We start from the raw sequence: 16,828 nt of genomic DNA on the forward strand, positions 1-16,828 counted from the left end.
CCGTGGGGCCGCCACCCGGGTGAACGGGCGGCGCGGCACGCCGCACCGGCCGGGGCGCCGCCGGACCGGGGGTGATGATCACCGGGTTCCCGGCCGCCCGCACCCCGGAGGCAGACATGCGGATCCTGCTCCTCGCCAGCGCCTTCAACAGCCTCAGCCAGCGCCTCCACGCCGAACTGCGGGACCGGCGGCACACCGTGGACGTCCGGCTCGCGGGGGACGACGAGGACCTGCGGGAGTCGATCCGCCGGCTGTCGCCGGACCTGCTGCTGGCGCCCATGCTGCGCACCGCGATCCCCGCGGACGTCTGGTCGGCGCTCACCTGCCTGGTCGTCCACCCCGGCCCGCCCGGCGACCGGGGCCCCTCGTCGCTGGACCGGGCGGTCCAGGAGGGCGCCGCCGACTGGGGCGTGACGGTGCTCCAGGCCGAGGCGGAGATGGACGCCGGACCGGTCTGGGCCTGGGAGCCCTGCCGCCTGCCCGCCCTCGGGAAGAGCGACCTGTACCGCAACGAGGTCGCCGACGCCGCCGTCCTGGCCGCGCTGCGGGCCGTCGAGCGTTTCGCCTCCGGCTCGTACGCGCCGCAGTCGCAGCACGGCCCCTCGTGGCGGGAGCCGGTGCGCAGCCGCCCCTTCCTGCGCCAGGCGGAGCGCCGGATCGACTGGGCGGCCGACTCCACCGCGACGGTCCTGCGCAGGCTCCGGGCGGCCGACTCCCAGCCCGGGGTGCTCGACACGCTCGGGGCCGGCGAGTGGTACCTGCACGGCGGACACCCGGAGCCGCTGCTGCGCGGGCGCCCGGGCGAGCTGATCGCCACCCGCGCCGGTGCGGTGTGCCGGGCCACCGCGGACGGCGCGGTGTGGATCCCCGAACTCCGGCGCCGGCGCGCGCCCGGCGGGCTCGCGACCTTCAAGCTCCCGGCGGTGACCGCGCTCGGCGCCCTGCTGCCCCCGGTTCCGGAGGTCCCGGCGCCGCTGATGGCGGACCGGGACGGGCGGCCCGCCTGGTCGGACGTCGAGTACCGCGAGGAGGGCCCGGTCGGGTTCCTGCGCTTCTCCTTCCCGGGCGGCGCGATGTCCACCGACCACTGCCGCCGCCTGCTGGCGGCGTACCGCTTCGCCCTGGGCCGGCCGACCTCGGTGCTGGTGCTCGGCGGGAGCCGGGACTTCTTCTCCAACGGCATCCACCTCAACGTCATCGAGGCCGCGTCGGACCCGGCCGCGGAGTCCTGGGCCAACATCACGGCGATGGACGACCTGGTCGCCGAGGTGCTGACCACCACCGACCGCCTGGTGGTCGCCGCGGTGGCCGGGAACGCGGCGGCCGGCGGGGTGATGCTGGCCCTGGCGGCGGACGAGGTGTGGTGCCGCCGGGGCTCCGTGCTCAACCCGCACTACCGGCTGATGGGGCTGTACGGCTCGGAGTACTGGACGTACACCCTGCCGCGCCGGGTGGGCCCGGCGCAGGCCGAGCGGCTCATCCGGCAGGCCGTGCCGGTGTCCGCCGCCTCGGCGGAGCGGATCGGCCTGGTCGACCGCGTCCTCGACTGCGGGCCGCAGGAGTTCGGGCCGGCCGCGGCCCACCTGGCCGGGCTGCTCGCCGCCTCGCCCCTCGCCCGGCGGCGGATCGCGGCGAAGAAGGCCGCGCGGGAGGCCGACGAACAGGCCAAACCGCTCGCCGCCTACCGGGAGGAGGAGCTGGCGGTGATGCACCGGCAGTTCTTCACCCCCGAATCGCCGTACCACGCGCTGCGGTCCGCCTTCGTCCGCAAGCGCCCCGCGCCTGCAGGGCTCCTCGCCGGGACGTGACCCGAACGGCCCCGCCGGCTTGCGTCCCCCGGGTGGCCCCGACGCCCGCCCCGACCGGCGTCCCGAGCGGACTGTTGCTATGACTGTGTTTGAGCCATTACGTCCGGCTCCCATCCCCGAGGAGGCATCCTCATGGGTGCTGCAACAACCGACACCGACGTGGTGCACATTCTCTGGATCAACGCCGGCCTCAGCTGTGACGGCGACTCCGTCTCGCTGACCGCCGCGATGCAGCCCAGCATCGAGGAGATCGTCACCGGCGCGCTGCCCGGCCTGCCCAAGGTCGCGGTGCACTGGCCGCTGATCGACTTCGAGTGCGGCCCGGTCCAGGGCGCGGACAACTTCGTCGAGTGGTTCTTCAAGGCCGACCGCGGCGAGATCGAGCCGTTCGTCCTGGTCGTCGAGGGGTCCATCCCCAACGAGAAGATCAAGAAGGAGGGCTACTGGTGCGGCTTCGGCGACGACCCCGCCACCGGCCAGCCCATCACCACCAGTGAGTGGCTGGACCGGCTCGCCCCCAAGGCGACCGCCGTGGTCGCGATCGGCACGTGCGCCACGTACGGCGGCATCCACGCGATGGCCGGCAACCCCACCGGTGCGATGGGCGTGCCGGACTACCTGGGCTGGGACTGGAAGTCCAAGGCCGGGCTGCCGATCGTCTGCGTGCCGGGCTGCCCGATCCAGCCCGACAACTTCGCCGAGACGCTCACCTACCTGCTGTACCAGCTGGCCGGCTCCGCGCCGATGATCCCGCTGGACGACAAGCTGCGGCCGGCCTGGCTGTTCGGCGCCACCGTCCACGAGGGCTGCGACCGCGGCGGCTACTACGAGCAGGGCCAGTTCGCCACCGACTACGGCACGCCCGAGTGCCTGGTGCGGCTCGGCTGCTGGGGACCGGTCGTCAAGTGCAACGTCACCAAACGCGGCTGGACCAACGGCATCGGCGGCTGCCCGAACGTGGGCGGCATCTGCATCGCCTGCACCATGCCGGGCTTCCCGGACAAGTTCATGCCCTTCATGGACCCGCCGCCCGGCTCCCGCGTCTCCAGCGGCGTCAGCGGCGCGTACGGCTCGCTGATCCGCCGGCTGCGCGCGATCACGCTGGCGACCGTCGACAAGGAACCGAAGTGGCGCCACACCGGCCGCCACCTGACCACGGGTTACCGCCCGCCCTGGTGACGCCGGAGGGCCGCACGCCCCCGCGGCGTGCGGCCCCTCGCCGCCGCCCCGCCCCCTGCCCCCGTTCAGAGAAGGACACGACAACACGATGGCGACACCGACGACGAGGGCGGCCGGCGACGGCAGCGGCCTGACCGAGATGTCCTGGGACCCGATCACCCGGATCGTGGGAAGCCTCGGCATCCACACGAAGATCGACTTCAAGCAGAAGCGCGTCGCGGAGTGCTACAGCACCTCCTCGGTCTTCCGCGGCTACAGCGTCTTCATGCGCGGCAAGGACCCGCGCGACGCGCACTTCATCACCAGCCGGATCTGCGGGATCTGCGGCGACAACCACGCCACCTGTTCGGTCTACACCCAGAACATGGCGTACGGGGTGAAGCCCCCGCACCTCGGCGAGTGGATCATCAACCTCGGCGAGGCCGCCGAGTACATGTTCGACCACAACATCTTCCAGGAGAACCTGGTCGGGGTCGACTACTGCGAGAAGATGGTCCGCGAGACCAACCCGGGCGTGCTGGACCTCGCCGAGCGCACCGAGGCCCCGCACGCCGGCGACCACGGGTACAAGACCATCGCGGACATCATGCGCTCGCTCAACCCGATCGAGGGCGAGTTCTACCGCGAGGCGCTGCAGGTCAGCCGGTACACCCGGGAGATGTTCTGCCTGATGGAGGGCCGCCACGTGCACCCCTCCACGCTCTACCCGGGCGGCGTCGGCACCGTCGCCACGGTGCAGCTCTTCACCGACTACCTGACCCGGCTGATGCGCTACGTCGAGTTCATGAAGAAGGTCGTGCCGCTGCACGACGACCTCTTCGACTTCTTCTACCAGGCCCTGCCCGGCTACGAGGAGGTCGGCCGGCGGCGGGTCCTGCTCGGCTGCTGGGGCAGCCTCAACGACCCGGACCACTGCGACTTCACGTACCGCAACATGACGGACTGGGGCCGGCGGATGTTCGTCACCCCCGGCGTCGTCGTGGACGGCAAGCTCGTCACCAACGACCTCACCGAGATCAACCTCGGCATCCGGATCCTGCTCGGCAGTTCCTACTACGAGGACTGGCAGGGCAAGGAGCTGTTCGTCACCCACGACCCGCTGGGCAACCCGGTCGACCCCCGGCACCCGTGGAACCAGCACACCATCCCGCAGCCGCAGAAGCGCAACTTCGACGACAAGTACAGCTGGGTGATGTCCCCGCGCTGGTTCGACGGCAAGGAGCACCTCGCCCTGGACACCGGTGGCGGCCCGATCGCCCGGCTGTGGTCCACCGCGCTGTCCGGGCTGGTCGACATCGGCTACATCAAGGCCACCGGGCACAGCGTGCAGATCAACCTGCCCCGCTCGATGACCAAGCCCGAGGTCACCTTCGAGTGGAAGATCCCGCAGTGGAGCAACGCGCTCGAACGCAACCGCGCCCGCACCTACTTCCAGGCGTACGCGGCCGCCGCCGCCCTGCACTTCGCCGAGAAGGCGCTCGACGAGGTCCGGGCCGGGCGCAGTCAGACCTGGGAGCGCTTCGAGGTGCCGGACGAGTCGATCGGCTGCGGCTTCACCGAGGCCGTGCGCGGCGTGCTCTCGCACCACATGGTGATCCGCGACGGCAAGATCGCCAACTACCACCCGTACCCGCCCACCCCGTGGAACGCCAGCGTCCGCGACAGCTACGGCACGCCCGGCCCGTACGAGGACGCGGTGCAGAACACCCCGATCTTCGAGGAGAACTCCCCGGAGAACTTCAAGGGCATCGACATCATGCGCGCGGTGCGCAGCTTCGACCCCTGCCTGCCCTGCGGCGTGCACATGTACGTCGGCGGGCGCACCGTGCAGACCATGCACGTGCCCACCGGCCTCAGCGGGCTCACCGCATGACGGCCGAGCAGACCGGGCTGCGCATCCAGGAGGCCCTGGACGCCCTGGCCGGCAGCGGCGCCGAACGCGCGGGCGAGCAACTGGTCCGCGACCTGATGGACTTCTACGGCGAGGGGCTGGCCCGGATCGTCCCGGCGCTGCCACCGCCCGCCCTGGAGAGGATGCTGGACGACCCGGCGGTGGCCGGGCTGCTGCTCCTGCACGACCTGCACCCGGAGGACGTCACCGCCCGGATCGACCGGGCGCTCGCGGCCCTGCCCGAGCGGGTCGAGCTGATCGGCTTCGACCCGGGCACCGGCGTCCTGCGGCTGCGCCGGACCGCCGCCGGCTGCGGCTGCGCGGAAGGGGACGTCGAGGCCGTCCTCGCCTGCCACGTACCCGAGGTGACGGCCCTGGAGCTGGAGCGCACCCCGAAGCTGCTGCAGATCGGCACCCGCCCGCCGCAGACCGCGGAGGTGCGATGAACACCCGCCGGGTCTCCCGCGACGGGACCGCCCTGCTGCACCGGCTGCGCGAGCCGGCGCCGCCGCGGCCCGAGCAGTGCGGCTTCTGCGGCCGGGACATCCCGGCCGGCCACCGCCACCTGGTGGACGTCGAGGAACGGGCGCTGGCCTGCACCTGCACCGCCTGCGGCCTGCTGTTCCAGCAGCCCGGTGCGGCCGGCGGCCGCTTCCGCACCGTACCGGACCGCTACCTCGCCGACCCGGACGGCGGGTTGGACGAGCGGGCCTGGTCGGTGCTGGGCATCCCGGTCGGCACCGCGTTCCTGTTCCGAAACGCCCTGCTGGACCGGCTGCTCGCGTTCTACCCCGGCCCGGCCGGCGCCACCGAGAGCGAGGTGGACGAGGAGGCCTGGGACCGCGCCCTCGGCGGCAGCCGGCTGGCCGCCGCCCTGGAGCCCGACGTGGAGGCCCTGCTGCTGCGCCGCCGCGACCACCGCGTCGAGTGCTTCCTGGTGCCGATCGACGTCTGCTACGAGCTGGTCGGCCGACTGCGGCGGTGCTGGCACGGCTTCGACGGCGGCGCCGAGGCGCGCGCCGAACTCGACGCGTTCTTCGAGCGGTTGGCCGTTCGGGCCCGCCCGCTGCCCACGGCGGTGACGGCGTGACGACGCTCGCCTTCGCCTGCACCGGCGTGCGGTCCGACCCGTACGCGGCCGTACCGACCCTGGTCTTCCGGCTGCGGATCACCGGGCCGGCCGACACCCGGGTGCACGCCCTCGCGCTCCGCTGCCAGCTGCGGATCGAACCGGGCCGGCGGTCGTACGCCGAGCCGGAGGGCGAGCGGCTGGCCGACCTGTTCGGCGAACGGGAGCGCTGGGCGAGCACGCTCAACCCGATCCAGTTCGCCACCGTGCCGCTGCTGGTGCCCGGGTTCACCGGCGAGACCGAGACCGACCTCGTGGTGCCGTGCAGCTACGACCTGGAGGTGGCCTCCGCCCGCTACTTCCGGGCGCTCGACGGCGGCGAGGTGCCGCTGCTGCTGCTCTTCTCCGGCACCGCCTTCGCCGGACCCGGCGGCTTCCGGGTCACCCCGGTGCCCTGGGACCAGGAGGCCGCGGTGCGGATGCCGGTGCGGGTCTGGCGGGAGGCGATCGACCAGCACTTCCCCGGCTGCGGCTGGCTGCGCCTGCCCGACGACCTGATGGACCGGTTGCTGGCCTACCGCTCCCGGCGGGCCCAGCCCTCCTGGGAGGCGACGGTGCGTGAACTGCTGGACGCGGCCGCGATCGAGGAGGTGGCCCGGTGAACGCCTTCCCGCCCGGGATCGAGCGCGGCTTCGCGGCCGCCCGGCAGATCGCCGACGCGGTGCTGCTGGAGGGTTACGTGCTCTACCCGTACCGCGCCTCGGCGGCCAAGAACCGGCTGCGCTGGCAGTTCGGCGTCCTCGTGCCGCCCGAGTACACCACGCAGGGCGGCGAGCACTCGCACCAGCGCACCGAGTGCGTCATGGAGGCACGCGCCGGGGACCGGCTGGCGGTCGAGCTGCGCTTCCTGCGGGTGCAGCGGCGCACCGTCGAACGGGCCACCGCCGCCGGCGGGTTCGAGCCGGTGGAGCGGCTGGAGCTGGCCGACCGGGTGTTCGTGGAATGGGACGAGGGTGTCGAGGAACGCATCGAACTCCTCTTTCCGGTCGAGGAGTTGAGCAATGCCGGGGTGGAGCGTGCGTTCCGGCTGCCGGGCGTCGGCGAGACCGAGCTGCTGCGCGCGCACGGCACCGCCGCCGGACGGCTGGTGCGCCGCCGCGAACAGGTCGACGGCCTGGTTCGGCTGACCGTCGAGGAACTGCCCGGTCGGTTCCGGGCACAGCGGCTGACGGTGGTGGTGGAGAACGTGTCCGCCTGGACGCCGCCCCGGCGGGCGAGCCGGGAGGAGGCGCTGCCCCGCTCGCTGGTCTCCGCCCACCTGCTGCTGGGGCTGGAGCAGGGCCGCTTCGTGTCGGCCACCGACCCGCCCGAGTGGGCCCGCCAGGAGGTCGAGCGGTGCCGCAGCCGGCACACCTGGCCCGTGCTGGCCGGGCCGGAGGGCGAGCGCGGGGTGCTGCTGTCCTCGCCGATCATCCTGGAGGACCACCCCAAGGTCGCGCCGGAGAGCCTAGGCACCCTGTACGACGCCACCGAGATCGACGAGATCCTGGCGCTGCGGACGGCGGCCCTGACCGAGGAGGAGAAGCGGGAGGCCCGGGGCACCGACGAGCGGGCCGCAGCCGTGATCGACCTCGCCGACTCCATGCCGCCCGAGGTGCTGGAACGCCTGCACGGCGCCATCCGCGGGCTGCGCGACGTCACCGCCGGCGCCGCCGACGGGGAACAGCCCTGGTGGGACCCGGGCAACGACCCGGCGGTCGACCCCGAGCGGGACCGGGTGCAGGTCGGCGGACACGCCGTCGGCGCCGGCAGTCGGGTCCTGCTGCGGCCCGGACGACGGCGCACCGACGCCCAGGACCTCTTCCTGGACGGGCGCACCGGCGTGGTGGAGGCGGTGCTGCACGACGTCGACGGCTCGGTGCACCTGGCCGTGACGGTGGAGGACGACCCGGGCGCCGACCTGTGGCGGGCCCAGGGGCGGTTCCGCTACTTCCAGCCCGACGAGGTCACCCCGCTGGACGGCACCCCGCCGGACGGCGACGACGCGGCGGAGGGGTCGTGAGCGGCCGTCAGGTGCTGGTCGCCGGGGTGGGGAACATCTTCCTCGGCGACGACGGGTTCGGCGTGGAGACCGTCCGGCGGCTCGCCGCGCACCCGCTGCCGGAGGGCGTCGAGGCGGTCGACGTCGGCGTGCGCGGCGTCGACCTGGCGTACCGGCTGCTCGACGGCTACCGGACCGCCGTCCTGGTGGACGCCACCTGCCGCGGCGGGGCACCCGGCACGGTCTACCTCATCGAGGCGGCCGACGAGCCGCTGGAGGCGCCGCTGCTGGACGGGCACCGGATGGGGCCGGACGCCGTGCTCGCACTACTGGCCACGCTCGCGGCCGGAACCGGCGGCGAGCCGCCCGGGCGGGTGCTGGTGGTCGGCTGCGAGCCGGCGTCGCTGGAGGAGGGCATCGGGCTGAGCGCCCCCGTCGCCGCCGCCGTCGAGGAGGCGGTCCGAGTGGTCCTGCGGGTCGTGGACGAGGCCACGCAGCCGGAGAGGGAGACAACACCATGCTGAGGAAACTGTTCTGCCTGGCCCTGCTGGCCGGGATCGGCGCACTGGTCTGGCAGAGCCTGCCGGACATCAAGCGGTACCTGCAGATCTCGCGGATGTGAGCCGCGATTGCTGCGAACGGTGCAGCCCCGGGAGCGGTGGCGGCGCGGCTTCGAGCCGTCGCCGCCATCGCGCCTTGTAATGGGGCGCGCCTCGGCATCGGGGCCCGCCCGGTCGTCGGGCTCGATGCCGCCCACCATGGGAAGGGGACCGATGCACGAGATGTCGATCGCCGCCGCCGTCGTCGAGCAGGTCGACGCGGCCGCGCGCGAACACGGGGCCCCCGGGGTGGCGCGGGTCCGGCTGCAGGTGGGCGAGCTGGCGGGCGTCGTCCCGCAGGCCCTCGACTTCTGCTTCGAACTGGCCTGCGCCGGAACGCTGGTGGAGGGCGCGGTGCTGCACACCGAGCCGGTCACGGCGCGGGCCCGGTGCCGGCCCTGCGACACCGAGTGGGCCGTCGGCATGCCGCCGGACCTCTGCTGCCCGAGCTGCACCGGCGGCGGCGTCGAGCTGCTGTCCGGGCGCGAGCTCCAGATCCTCGACGTTGAGTGGGCCGAGCGCCCCGACGTCCCGGCCGAACAGAAAGGCTGATGCCGATGTGCCGCACGGTCGACCTCCGCCAGGCGGTCCTCGCCCGCAACGACGACAGCGCCCGCGAGCTGCGGGCGGCACTGACCGCCCGGGGCACGGTCGCGGTGAACCTGCTGTCCAGCCCCGGCAGCGGCAAGACCGCCCTGCTGGAGGCCGAGCTCGGGTTGGCCCGCCGGCGCGGGGTGCCGGTCGCCGCCCTGACCGCCGACCTCGCCACCGAGAACGACGCGCTCCGGCTGGCCCGTTCGGGCGCGCCGGTCAAGCAGGTGCTCACCGACGGGCTCTGCCACCTGGAGGCGCGGATGCTCGCCGGGCACCTGGACGGCTGGCTGCCGCAGGAGTGCCGGCTGCTCTTCGTGGAGAACGTCGGCAACCTGGTCTGCCCGGCCTCCTACGACCTCGGCGAGTCGCTGCGGGTGGTGCTGGCCTCGGTGACCGAGGGCGAGGACAAGCCGCTCAAGTACCCGACCGCCTTCGGGCTGGCCAACCTGGTACTGGTGACCAAGGCCGACCTCGCCGGGCCGGCCGAGTTCGACGAGGCCGCGTTCACGGCGAACGTCCGCCGGGTCAACCCCGGGGTGGAGGTGGTGCACACCTCGGCCCGCACCGGAGACGGAGTCGGGGCGCTGCTGGAGCGGGCCCTGGCGGTGCTGGGCGGCGCCGAGCCGCACCGGCCGGTGATGGCGGCGGCGCCCCACACGCACGGACACGAGCATGAGCACGGGGACGGGGACGGACACACGCACGGGCACGGGCACGGGTCGGCGGCGGTCGGGGAGACCGCGTGACGGCCGGTCACCGGGCACTCGACCGCGAGCGGCGGAGGGTCGCCGTCCGCGGCCTGGTCCAAGGGGTCGGCTTCCGGCCCTTCGTCTTCACCCTGGCCGGTGAACTCGGCCTGGCCGGCAGCGTCACCAACACCGGCGAGGGCGTGCTCGCCGAGGTCGAGGGCAGCCGCGAGGCGGTCGAGGCGTTCTGCCGGCGGGTCGCCGGCGACGCGCCGCCGCTCGCGCACGTGGCCTCCGTCGAGCACACCCCGCTGGCCGTCACCGGCGCGACGGGCTTCGCCATCACCCCGTCCCGCACCGACGGACCCCGGGCCACCCTGATCCCGCCCGACGTCGCCGTCTGCGCCGACTGCCTCGCCGAACTCGCCGACCCGGCCGACCGCCGCCACCGGCACCCGTTCATCAGCTGCACCAACTGCGGACCCCGGCACACCATCGTCACCGGCCTGCCGTACGACCGCGCCAACACCACGATGGCCGGCTTCCCGATGTGTGCGGACTGCGCCCGGGAGTACACCGACCCGGCCGACCGCCGCTTCCACGCGCAACCGGTCGCCTGCCACGCCTGCGGGCCGAGGCTCGCCCTGACCGTGGCCGGGCACGCCGACCTCGCCGACGAGGACGCGCTCACCGAGGCCCGCCGACTGCTCGCCGCCGGGGCGGTCCTCGCCGTCAAGGGCATCGGCGGCTACCACCTGGCCTGCGACGCCCGGGACACCGCGGCCGTCGCCCTGCTGCGCCGACGCAAACGGCGCGGCGACAAGCCGTTCGCGCTGATGGCCCGTGACCTCGCCACCGTCGAGGGCCTGCTGCCGCTCGGCCCCGTCGAGCGGGAACTGCTCACCGGGGCGGTCCGGCCGATCGTCCTGCTGCGCCGCACCGGCGCGGCGCTACCCGGGTTCGACGCGGTGGCCCCGCGCAGCCCCGACCTCGGGGTGATGCTCCCGTACACCCCGCTGCACCACCTGCTGCTCGCCGCGCCCGGCCCGGACCTGCTGGTGATGACCAGCGCCAACCTCTCCGGCGAGCCGATCGTCACCGACGACCGCGAGGCGCTGGAGAAGCTCGCCCCGCTGGTCGACGGCTGGCTCACCCACGACCGGCCGATCCACGTGCCGTGCGAGGACTCGGTGGTGCGGGTGGTCGACGGCGAACAGCTCCCGCTGCGCCGCTCGCGCGGGTACGCGCCACTGCCGCTTCCCCTGCCGGTGCCCGTGCGCCCGGTGCTGGCGGTCGGCGGCGACCTCAAGAACACCTTCGCACTGGCCCGGGACGGCTACGCCTGGCTCTCCGGCCACATCGGGGACATGGACGACCTGGCCACGCTGCGCGCCTTCGACCGCGCGGTCGAGCAGCTCGGCACGGTCAGCGGAGTGCGGCCCGAACTGCTGGTCACCGACCGGCACCCCGGCTACCGCTCGGTGCGGCACGCCGACCGGACCGCCGCCGGCCGGCCGGTGCACCGGGTGCAGCACCACCACGCGCACATCGCCGCCGTGATGGCCGAGCACGGGCTGGACGGCAGCCGGCCGGTGCTCGGCCTGGCCTTCGACGGCACCGGCTACGGCGAGGACGGCGCGATCTGGGGCAGCGAGGTGCTGCTGGCCGACTACGACGGCTTCCGCCGGCTCGCCCACCTCGCCTATGTGCCGCTGCCCGGCGGGGACGCGGCGATCGAGCGCCCGTACCGGACGGCGCTGGCGCACCTGCGGGCCGCCGGGCTGCCCTGGACGGCCGGGCTGCCCCCGGTCCTGGCCTGCCTGCCGGAGGAACTGCGGCTGCTGGAACAGCAGTTGGAGCGCGGCCTGAACACCGTGCCGACCTCCGGCATGGGCCGGCTCTTCGACGCGGTCTCCTCGCTCGCCGGGGTCTGCCAGCGGGCCGGGTACGAGGCCCAGGCGGCGATCGAACTGGAGGGAGCGGCCGCCGGGTTCGGACCGGCGCCGGGCTACCGGTTCGGTCTGCTCGCCCGGGCGGACGGGTGGATCGCCGACCCCGGGCCGGTGCTGGCCGCGGTGGTCGCGGACGTGGTCGCGGGCAGGACCGCCGGACTCGTCGCCGCGCGCTTCCACACCGCGGTGGCCGAGCTGTCCCGACGGATCTGCGCGGCCGCCAGGGAGCGGTACGGCACGACCACGGTGGCGCTCAGCGGCGGCGTCTTCGCCAACGCCCTGCTCTCCTCGGCCTGCGCGCGCGGCCTCGGCGAGGACGGCTTCACCGTGCTGCGGCACCGCCGGGTGCCGCCCAACGACGGAGGGCTGGCGCTCGGCCAGCTGATGGTGGCCGCCCGCTCGGCGGCCACCCGGGAGGAGTGAGAGCGGATGTGCCTGGCAGTGCCCGGCAGGGTGACGGAGATCGGCGAGCGCGACGGGACCCGGATGGCGGTCATGGACTTCGGCGGGGTGGTCAAGGACGTGTGCCTGGAGTACCTGCCCGACCTGGCGGTGGGTGACTACGCGATCGTCCACGTGGGCTTCGCGCTGCAGCGGCTGGACGAGGAGTCGGCCCGGCGCACCCTCGCGCTGTTCGAGGAACTCGGGCTGCTGCAGGAGGAGTTCGGCGACCCGTGGGAGGCGGCGGGGCAGTGGCAGGCGCCGGGGGAGCAGCAGGCGACGGGCGAGCCGAACGCGGCACGAGCGGCTGAGGAGGCCGGACGGTGAAGTACCTGGAGGAGTTCCGGAACCCGGAGCTGGCCGAGGGCCTGCTCGCGGACATCAGGGCCACGGTCACCCGGCCGTGGGCGCTGATGGAGGTGTGCGGCGGCCAGACGCACAGCATCATCCGGCATGCCATCGACCAACTCCTGCCCGACGAGGTGGAGTTGATCCACGGACCGGGGTGTCCGGTGTGCGTCACGCCGCTGGAGGTGATCGACCGCGCGCTGGCGATCGCCGCCAGGCCCGGGGTCGTCTTCTGCTCCTTCGGGGACATGCTGCGGGTGCCCGGCACCGACCGCGACCTGTTCCGGGTCCGCAGCGAGGGCGGAGACGTCCGGGTGGTCTACTCGCCGCTCGACGCGCTGCGGATCGCGCGGGAGAACCCGGACCGGGAGGTGGTCTTCTTCGGCATCGGCTTCGAGACCACCGCGCCGCCGAACGCCATGGCCGTCCACCTGGCCCGCAAGCAGGGTCTGCGGAACTTCAGCATGCTGGTCTCGCACGTCCGGGTGCCACCGGCGATCGACGCCATCATGGGGTCGCCGGACTGCCGGGTCCAGGGCTTCCTCGCCGCCGGGCACGTGTGCAGCGTGATGGGCACCGACGAGTACCCGGCGCTCGCCGAGCGCCACCGGGTGCCGATCGTGGTCACCGGCTTCGAACCGCTGGACATCCTGGAGGGGATCCGGCGCACCGTACGGCAGTTGGAGCGCGGCGAGCACCGGGTCGACAACGCCTACCAGCGGGCCGTCCGACCGGAGGGCAACCCGGCGGCACGCGCCATGCTGGAGGACGTCTTCGAGGTGACCGACCGCGCCTGGCGGGGCATCGGCGTGATCCCGCTCAGCGGCTGGCGGCTCTCGCCGCGCTACCGCGACCACGACGCCGAACACCGCTTCGACGTCACGGGGATCACCACCCGCGAACCCGCGGCGTGTCGCAGCGGCGAGGTGCTGCAGGGCCTGCTGAAGCCGCACCAGTGCGAGGCCTTCGGCACGCTGTGCACCCCGCGCACCCCGCTCGGCGCGACCATGGTCTCCAGCGAGGGCGCCTGTGCGGCGTACTACCTCTACCGGCGGCTGAGCATGCCGCAGGGCACTCCGCTGGGCACGCCGCAGGGCACGCCGCAGGGCACGCCGATCGCCGCGGAGGCGGTGAGCACCGTTGGCTGACACCGAGATCCTCACCGGCGCGGCCCCCGAGGCCCCGCCCGCGCCCGACTTCTCCGGCTGGAGCTGCCCGCTGCCGCTGCGCGACCACCCCCGGGTGGTGATGGGGCACGGCGGCGGCGGGGCGATGTCCGCCGAACTGGTGGAGCACCTCTTCGCCCCGGCCTTCGGCGGACCGGCCCTCGCCGGGCTCGGTGACTCCGCCGTGCTGGAGCTCGGCGGCGCCCGGCTCGCCTTCTCCACCGACTCCTACGTCGTGCGGCCGCTGTTCTTCCCGGGCGGCAGCATCGGCGACCTCGCCGTCAACGGGACGGTCAACGACCTGGCGATGAGCGGCGCCCGGCCGGCCTACCTCTCCTGCGGGTTCATCCTGGAGGAGGGCGTGGAGATGTCCGTGGTCGACCGGGTGGCCCGGGCCCTCGGCGCCGCGGCCCGGACGGCCGGGGTCGAGGTGGCCACCGGGGACACCAAGGTGGTCGAGGCCGGGCGGGGCGACGGCGTCTACCTGAACACCGCCGGGATCGGGCTGGTACCCGCCGGGGTCGACATCCGGCCGCAGCGGGCCGTCCCCGGCGACGTGGTGATCGTCAGCGGGCCGATCGGCCTGCACGGCGTCGCGATCATGAGCGTCCGGGAGGGCCTGGAGTTCGGCGTCGAGGTGCGCAGCGACTGCGCCGCGCTCGGCGGCCTGGTCGAGGCGATGCTGGCCGTCACCCCGGACCTGCACGTGCTGCGCGACCCCACCCGGGGCGGGCTGGCGGCGGCGCTCAACGAGATCGCGACCGCCGCCGGGGTGGGCGTGACGCTGAGCGAGCGGGCCGTCCCCGTCCCGGACGCGGTGGCCAACGCCTGCGCCCTGCTGGGGCTGGACCCGATGTACGTCGCCAACGAGGGCAAGCTCGTCGCCTTCGTGCCGCGCGGGCAGGCGGACGCCGTCCTCGCCGCCATGCGCGCCCACCCGCTCGGCGCACAGGCGGTGGTGATCGGCGAGTGCGTCGAGGACCACCCCGGCATGGTCGTCGCCCGGACGGGCTTCGGCGGCACCCGGGTGGTGGACCTGCCGATGGGCGAACAGCTGCCGCGGATCTGCTGACGGCGCGTGCGCACCGCCGCCCCGGGGGAACCGCCTCCGGGGCGGCGGTCGTACGGCGGGCTCGCCCGGCTCGGTCCGTCGAACCCGGCTGGGTCCGTCGAACCCGGCTGGGTCCGTCGAACCCGGCTGGGTCCGTCGAACCCGGCTGGGTCCGTCGAACCCGGCTCCGTCGGCCGAACCCGGATACGCTGAGCACGGAGGCCCCGGGCCCGCCCTGACGGACGGACGGCGGCCGGAGCGGCGCGGCACGGTGCGGCGCGGCGCGGCATGGTGCGGAGGTGCGTGGTGCCGGAGGACAGCAGGCCGCGGCGGTGCGGTGTCCGGCGGTCCGGACCGCACGCCCGGCTCGGTGCGCCGCCCGCGCACGGCGACTGACGGGACACCACGACCGTGCGCGCCGCCGACGCCGAAGTCGAGATCGTCATCACCGTGCCCAACCACGGCATCGGCCTGTGGATGGTCGGCGCGTTCGTCGTCACCTTCGTGGGCACCCGCGTGATCACCCGGCTGATCCGGGCCGGCCGCGGGCCCTTCCGCAACGTCGAGGTCGGCGGCACCCACGTGCACCACCAGGTGTACGGGATCATCGCGATGCTGGTGGCCGGCGCGATGGAGTTCGCCTACCGCCCGGACACCCCCGGGGCACAGATCCTGGCCGCGCTGTTCGGCGCCGGCGCCGCCCTCACCCTCGACGAGTACGCGCTGTGGCTGCACCTGGAGGACGTCTACTGGAGCCACGAGGGCCGCAAGTCCGTCGACGCGGCCTTCCTCGCGGTGGCGGTCGGCCTGCTGCTGGTGGCCGGCTTCAACCCGTTCTCCGACTCCGGCCGGGGCGCCGCCGCCAACGCGGCCTTCGCCGCGCTGCTGCTGGTCGACCTGTTGTTCTCCGTCGGGGCGATCCTCAAGGGCAAGACGGCGACCGGGGTGATCGGGCTGCTGGTGCCCCTGGTGTCGGTGGTCGCCTGTCTGCGCCTGGCCAAGCCGGACTCGCCGTGGGCCCGCTGGCGCTACCGGCCGGATTCGCGCCGGGCCGAGCGCGCGCTGCGCCGCTACCCGCCCGGCCGGCGGACCCGGATGGACGCCCTGAAGGACTTCGTCGGGGGCGTCCCCAAGCAGTGAGGCCCCGGGCGGGCGGCGGAGCGCTCCGCGGTCAGCCCAGGAAGCGGTGCAGGGAGTCCGCCATCGCATGGACGAAGCGCTCCCGGGTCTCCTCGGGCACCAGGTCGAGGGACAGGTACGGGTTGAGGTCCTCCAGCTCGACCAGCAGCAGGCGCCCGTCCGGCGCCCGGCAGGCGTCCACCCGCTGGATCCCGTGGTCGAGCGTGTTCCAGTCGACGAAGCTCCGGGCGAAGTCGAGGTCGGCCGCGCTCGGCTCGTACGGCTCCAGCACCCAGCGGCGGTCCGGGTCGGGCGCGTGGAGGGCGTACTGGAAGGTGTCGTCCACGAAGTAGAAGGAGACCTCGTAGCGGAAGTCGATCCGCGGCTGCACCAGCAGCCCGCCCCACTCGACGCCGTCCAGTTCCCCGCGGGTGAGGAAGCGCAGACCTATGCTGTCGGCGCCCTCCTCGGGCTTGACCGCGTAGCGTTCGGCGACGGGCAGCCGGGCGAGGTCCTGCGGCCGGTCGACGGTGGGGATGACCGGGAGGCCCGCCGCGGTGAGGTCGAGCAGGTAGCGCTTGCCGGCCATGTCGCCCCGGCCGGTCAGCGGGTTGTAGACCCGTACGCCGGCTGCCACGGCCTCGGCGCGGAAGCGGGCGTACTCCTCGCGGTAGTGCAGCACCGGCCCGCTGTTGCGCACCACGACCGCGTCGAAGCGGCCCATCAGGGACCGGGCGTCGAGCGGGTGGCACAGGGCGAGGTCGAACCACTCCCGCAGCCGGGAGGTGAGGAAGACGTCCTCGTCGCCGTAGCGGCGGCCGCGGGCCGGGTAGGCGAGGTCGGTCACGTACAGCAGGCTGGGGCGGTCGGGCACGGCGCTCCCT

General features: G+C 74.1%; 17 protein-coding genes. 16 read left to right on the forward strand and 1 reads right to left on the reverse strand.

Going from position 1 to position 16,828, the window contains the following annotated elements; translation table 11 throughout:
• Nucleotides 1-116 precede the first annotated feature (116 nt).
• The 16 genes from ABTY56_RS02025 to ABTY56_RS02095 all read left to right on the forward strand — a co-directional run bounded on the left by ABTY56_RS02025 (nt 117) and on the right by ABTY56_RS02095 (nt 15,965).
• Nucleotides 117-1,808, forward strand: coding sequence for an enoyl-CoA hydratase-related protein (locus ABTY56_RS02025; protein WP_350625507.1), 1,692 nt, complete (start codon nt 117-119; stop codon nt 1,806-1,808).
• A gap of 132 nt (nt 1,809-1,940) precedes the next feature.
• Entirely contained in the window at nt 1,941-2,987 is a 1,047-nt protein-coding gene (locus tag ABTY56_RS02030) for an NADH-quinone oxidoreductase subunit B family protein (RefSeq protein ID WP_350625509.1), read from the forward strand.
• A gap of 88 nt (nt 2,988-3,075) precedes the next feature.
• Nucleotides 3,076-4,860 (forward strand): nickel-dependent hydrogenase large subunit, encoded by a 1,785-nt coding sequence (locus tag ABTY56_RS02035; protein ID WP_350625511.1) that lies wholly within the window; start codon nt 3,076-3,078, stop codon nt 4,858-4,860.
• Nucleotides 4,857-5,324 (forward strand): NifU-related iron-sulfur-binding protein, encoded by a 468-nt coding sequence (locus ABTY56_RS02040; RefSeq protein WP_350625513.1) that lies wholly within the window; start codon nt 4,857-4,859, stop codon nt 5,322-5,324. Before ABTY56_RS02035 ends, ABTY56_RS02040 begins: the two co-directional genes overlap by 4 nt.
• Nucleotides 5,321-5,968 carry a DUF5947 family protein gene (locus tag ABTY56_RS02045; RefSeq protein ID WP_350625515.1) on the forward strand — a complete coding sequence of 216 codons (648 nt, stop codon included), beginning with the start codon at nt 5,321-5,323 and terminating at the stop codon, nt 5,966-5,968. Before ABTY56_RS02040 ends, ABTY56_RS02045 begins: the two co-directional genes overlap by 4 nt.
• Nucleotides 5,965-6,609, forward strand: coding sequence for a DUF6084 family protein (locus ABTY56_RS02050; protein WP_350625518.1), 645 nt, complete (start codon nt 5,965-5,967; stop codon nt 6,607-6,609). Before ABTY56_RS02045 ends, ABTY56_RS02050 begins: the two co-directional genes overlap by 4 nt.
• On the forward strand, nt 6,606-8,009 hold the full coding sequence (locus ABTY56_RS02055) for a hypothetical protein (RefSeq protein WP_350625520.1): 1,404 nt from the start codon (nt 6,606-6,608) through the stop codon (nt 8,007-8,009). The genes ABTY56_RS02050 and ABTY56_RS02055 overlap by 4 nt, the downstream gene beginning before the upstream one ends.
• Nucleotides 8,006-8,512, forward strand: a complete 507-nt coding sequence (locus tag ABTY56_RS02060) for a hydrogenase maturation protease (RefSeq protein ID WP_350625522.1) — start codon at nt 8,006-8,008, stop codon at nt 8,510-8,512. Before ABTY56_RS02055 ends, ABTY56_RS02060 begins: the two co-directional genes overlap by 4 nt.
• Nucleotides 8,506-8,610 (forward strand): DUF6893 family small protein, encoded by a 105-nt coding sequence (locus ABTY56_RS38785; RefSeq protein WP_502893008.1) that lies wholly within the window; start codon nt 8,506-8,508, stop codon nt 8,608-8,610. The genes ABTY56_RS02060 and ABTY56_RS38785 overlap by 7 nt, the downstream gene beginning before the upstream one ends.
• Before the next feature lie 151 nt (nt 8,611-8,761).
• Nucleotides 8,762-9,139, forward strand: a complete 378-nt coding sequence (gene hypA, locus ABTY56_RS02065) for a hydrogenase maturation nickel metallochaperone HypA (RefSeq protein ID WP_350625524.1) — start codon at nt 8,762-8,764, stop codon at nt 9,137-9,139.
• A 5-nt stretch (nt 9,140-9,144) separates the two neighbouring features.
• A complete protein-coding gene (gene hypB, locus ABTY56_RS02070; protein WP_350625526.1) occupies nt 9,145-9,927 on the forward strand; it encodes a hydrogenase nickel incorporation protein HypB in 783 nt (260 codons plus the stop codon).
• Nucleotides 9,924-12,242, forward strand: coding sequence for a carbamoyltransferase HypF (gene hypF, locus ABTY56_RS02075; protein ID WP_350625528.1), 2,319 nt, complete (start codon nt 9,924-9,926; stop codon nt 12,240-12,242). Before hypB ends, hypF begins: the two co-directional genes overlap by 4 nt.
• A gap of 6 nt (nt 12,243-12,248) precedes the next feature.
• Complete coding sequence (locus tag ABTY56_RS02080; protein WP_350625530.1) at nt 12,249-12,587, forward strand: HypC/HybG/HupF family hydrogenase formation chaperone; 339 nt, start codon at nt 12,249-12,251, stop codon at nt 12,585-12,587.
• Complete coding sequence (hypD, locus tag ABTY56_RS02085; RefSeq protein ID WP_350625532.1) at nt 12,584-13,756, forward strand: hydrogenase formation protein HypD; 1,173 nt, start codon at nt 12,584-12,586, stop codon at nt 13,754-13,756. Before ABTY56_RS02080 ends, hypD begins: the two co-directional genes overlap by 4 nt.
• Nucleotides 13,757-13,856: 100 nt before the next feature.
• Nucleotides 13,857-14,846 (forward strand): hydrogenase expression/formation protein HypE, encoded by a 990-nt coding sequence (gene hypE / locus ABTY56_RS02090; RefSeq protein WP_350625782.1) that lies wholly within the window; start codon nt 13,857-13,859, stop codon nt 14,844-14,846.
• Nucleotides 14,847-15,236: 390 nt separating this feature from the next.
• Nucleotides 15,237-15,965, forward strand: coding sequence for a hypothetical protein (locus tag ABTY56_RS02095; RefSeq protein ID WP_350625534.1), 729 nt, complete (start codon nt 15,237-15,239; stop codon nt 15,963-15,965).
• A 31-nt stretch (nt 15,966-15,996) separates the two neighbouring features.
• On the opposite strand, the gene ABTY56_RS02100 is transcribed toward ABTY56_RS02095, so the two are convergent.
• Nucleotides 15,997-16,818, reverse strand: coding sequence for an ATP-grasp domain-containing protein (locus ABTY56_RS02100; protein ID WP_350625536.1), 822 nt, complete (start codon nt 16,816-16,818; stop codon nt 15,997-15,999).
• Nucleotides 16,819-16,828: the final 10 nt, after the last annotated feature.

The sequence above is a fragment of the Kitasatospora sp. NPDC097691 genome (assembly GCF_040302665.1).
GTDB lineage: Bacteria > Actinomycetota > Actinomycetes > Streptomycetales > Streptomycetaceae > Kitasatospora.

What these genes read in the sequence shown, in the direction of transcription:
- ABTY56_RS02025 (WP_350625507.1), top strand. Translation starts at nt 117, where the DNA reads ATGCGGATCCTGCTCCTCGCCAGCGCCTTCAACAGCCTCAGCCAGCGC.
- ABTY56_RS02030 (WP_350625509.1), top strand. Translation starts at nt 1,941, where the DNA reads ATGGGTGCTGCAACAACCGACACCGACGTGGTGCACATTCTCTGGATC.
- ABTY56_RS02035 (WP_350625511.1), top strand. Translation starts at nt 3,076, where the DNA reads ATGGCGACACCGACGACGAGGGCGGCCGGCGACGGCAGCGGCCTGACC.
- ABTY56_RS02040 (WP_350625513.1), top strand. Translation starts at nt 4,857, where the DNA reads ATGACGGCCGAGCAGACCGGGCTGCGCATCCAGGAGGCCCTGGACGCC.
- ABTY56_RS02045 (WP_350625515.1), top strand. Translation starts at nt 5,321, where the DNA reads ATGAACACCCGCCGGGTCTCCCGCGACGGGACCGCCCTGCTGCACCGG.
- ABTY56_RS38785 (WP_502893008.1), top strand. Translation starts at nt 8,506, where the DNA reads ATGCTGAGGAAACTGTTCTGCCTGGCCCTGCTGGCCGGGATCGGCGCA.
- hypA (WP_350625524.1), top strand. Translation starts at nt 8,762, where the DNA reads ATGCACGAGATGTCGATCGCCGCCGCCGTCGTCGAGCAGGTCGACGCG.
- hypB (WP_350625526.1), top strand. Translation starts at nt 9,145, where the DNA reads ATGTGCCGCACGGTCGACCTCCGCCAGGCGGTCCTCGCCCGCAACGAC.
- ABTY56_RS02080 (WP_350625530.1), top strand. Translation starts at nt 12,249, where the DNA reads ATGTGCCTGGCAGTGCCCGGCAGGGTGACGGAGATCGGCGAGCGCGAC.
- hypE (WP_350625782.1), top strand. Translation starts at nt 13,857, where the DNA reads ATGGGGCACGGCGGCGGCGGGGCGATGTCCGCCGAACTGGTGGAGCAC.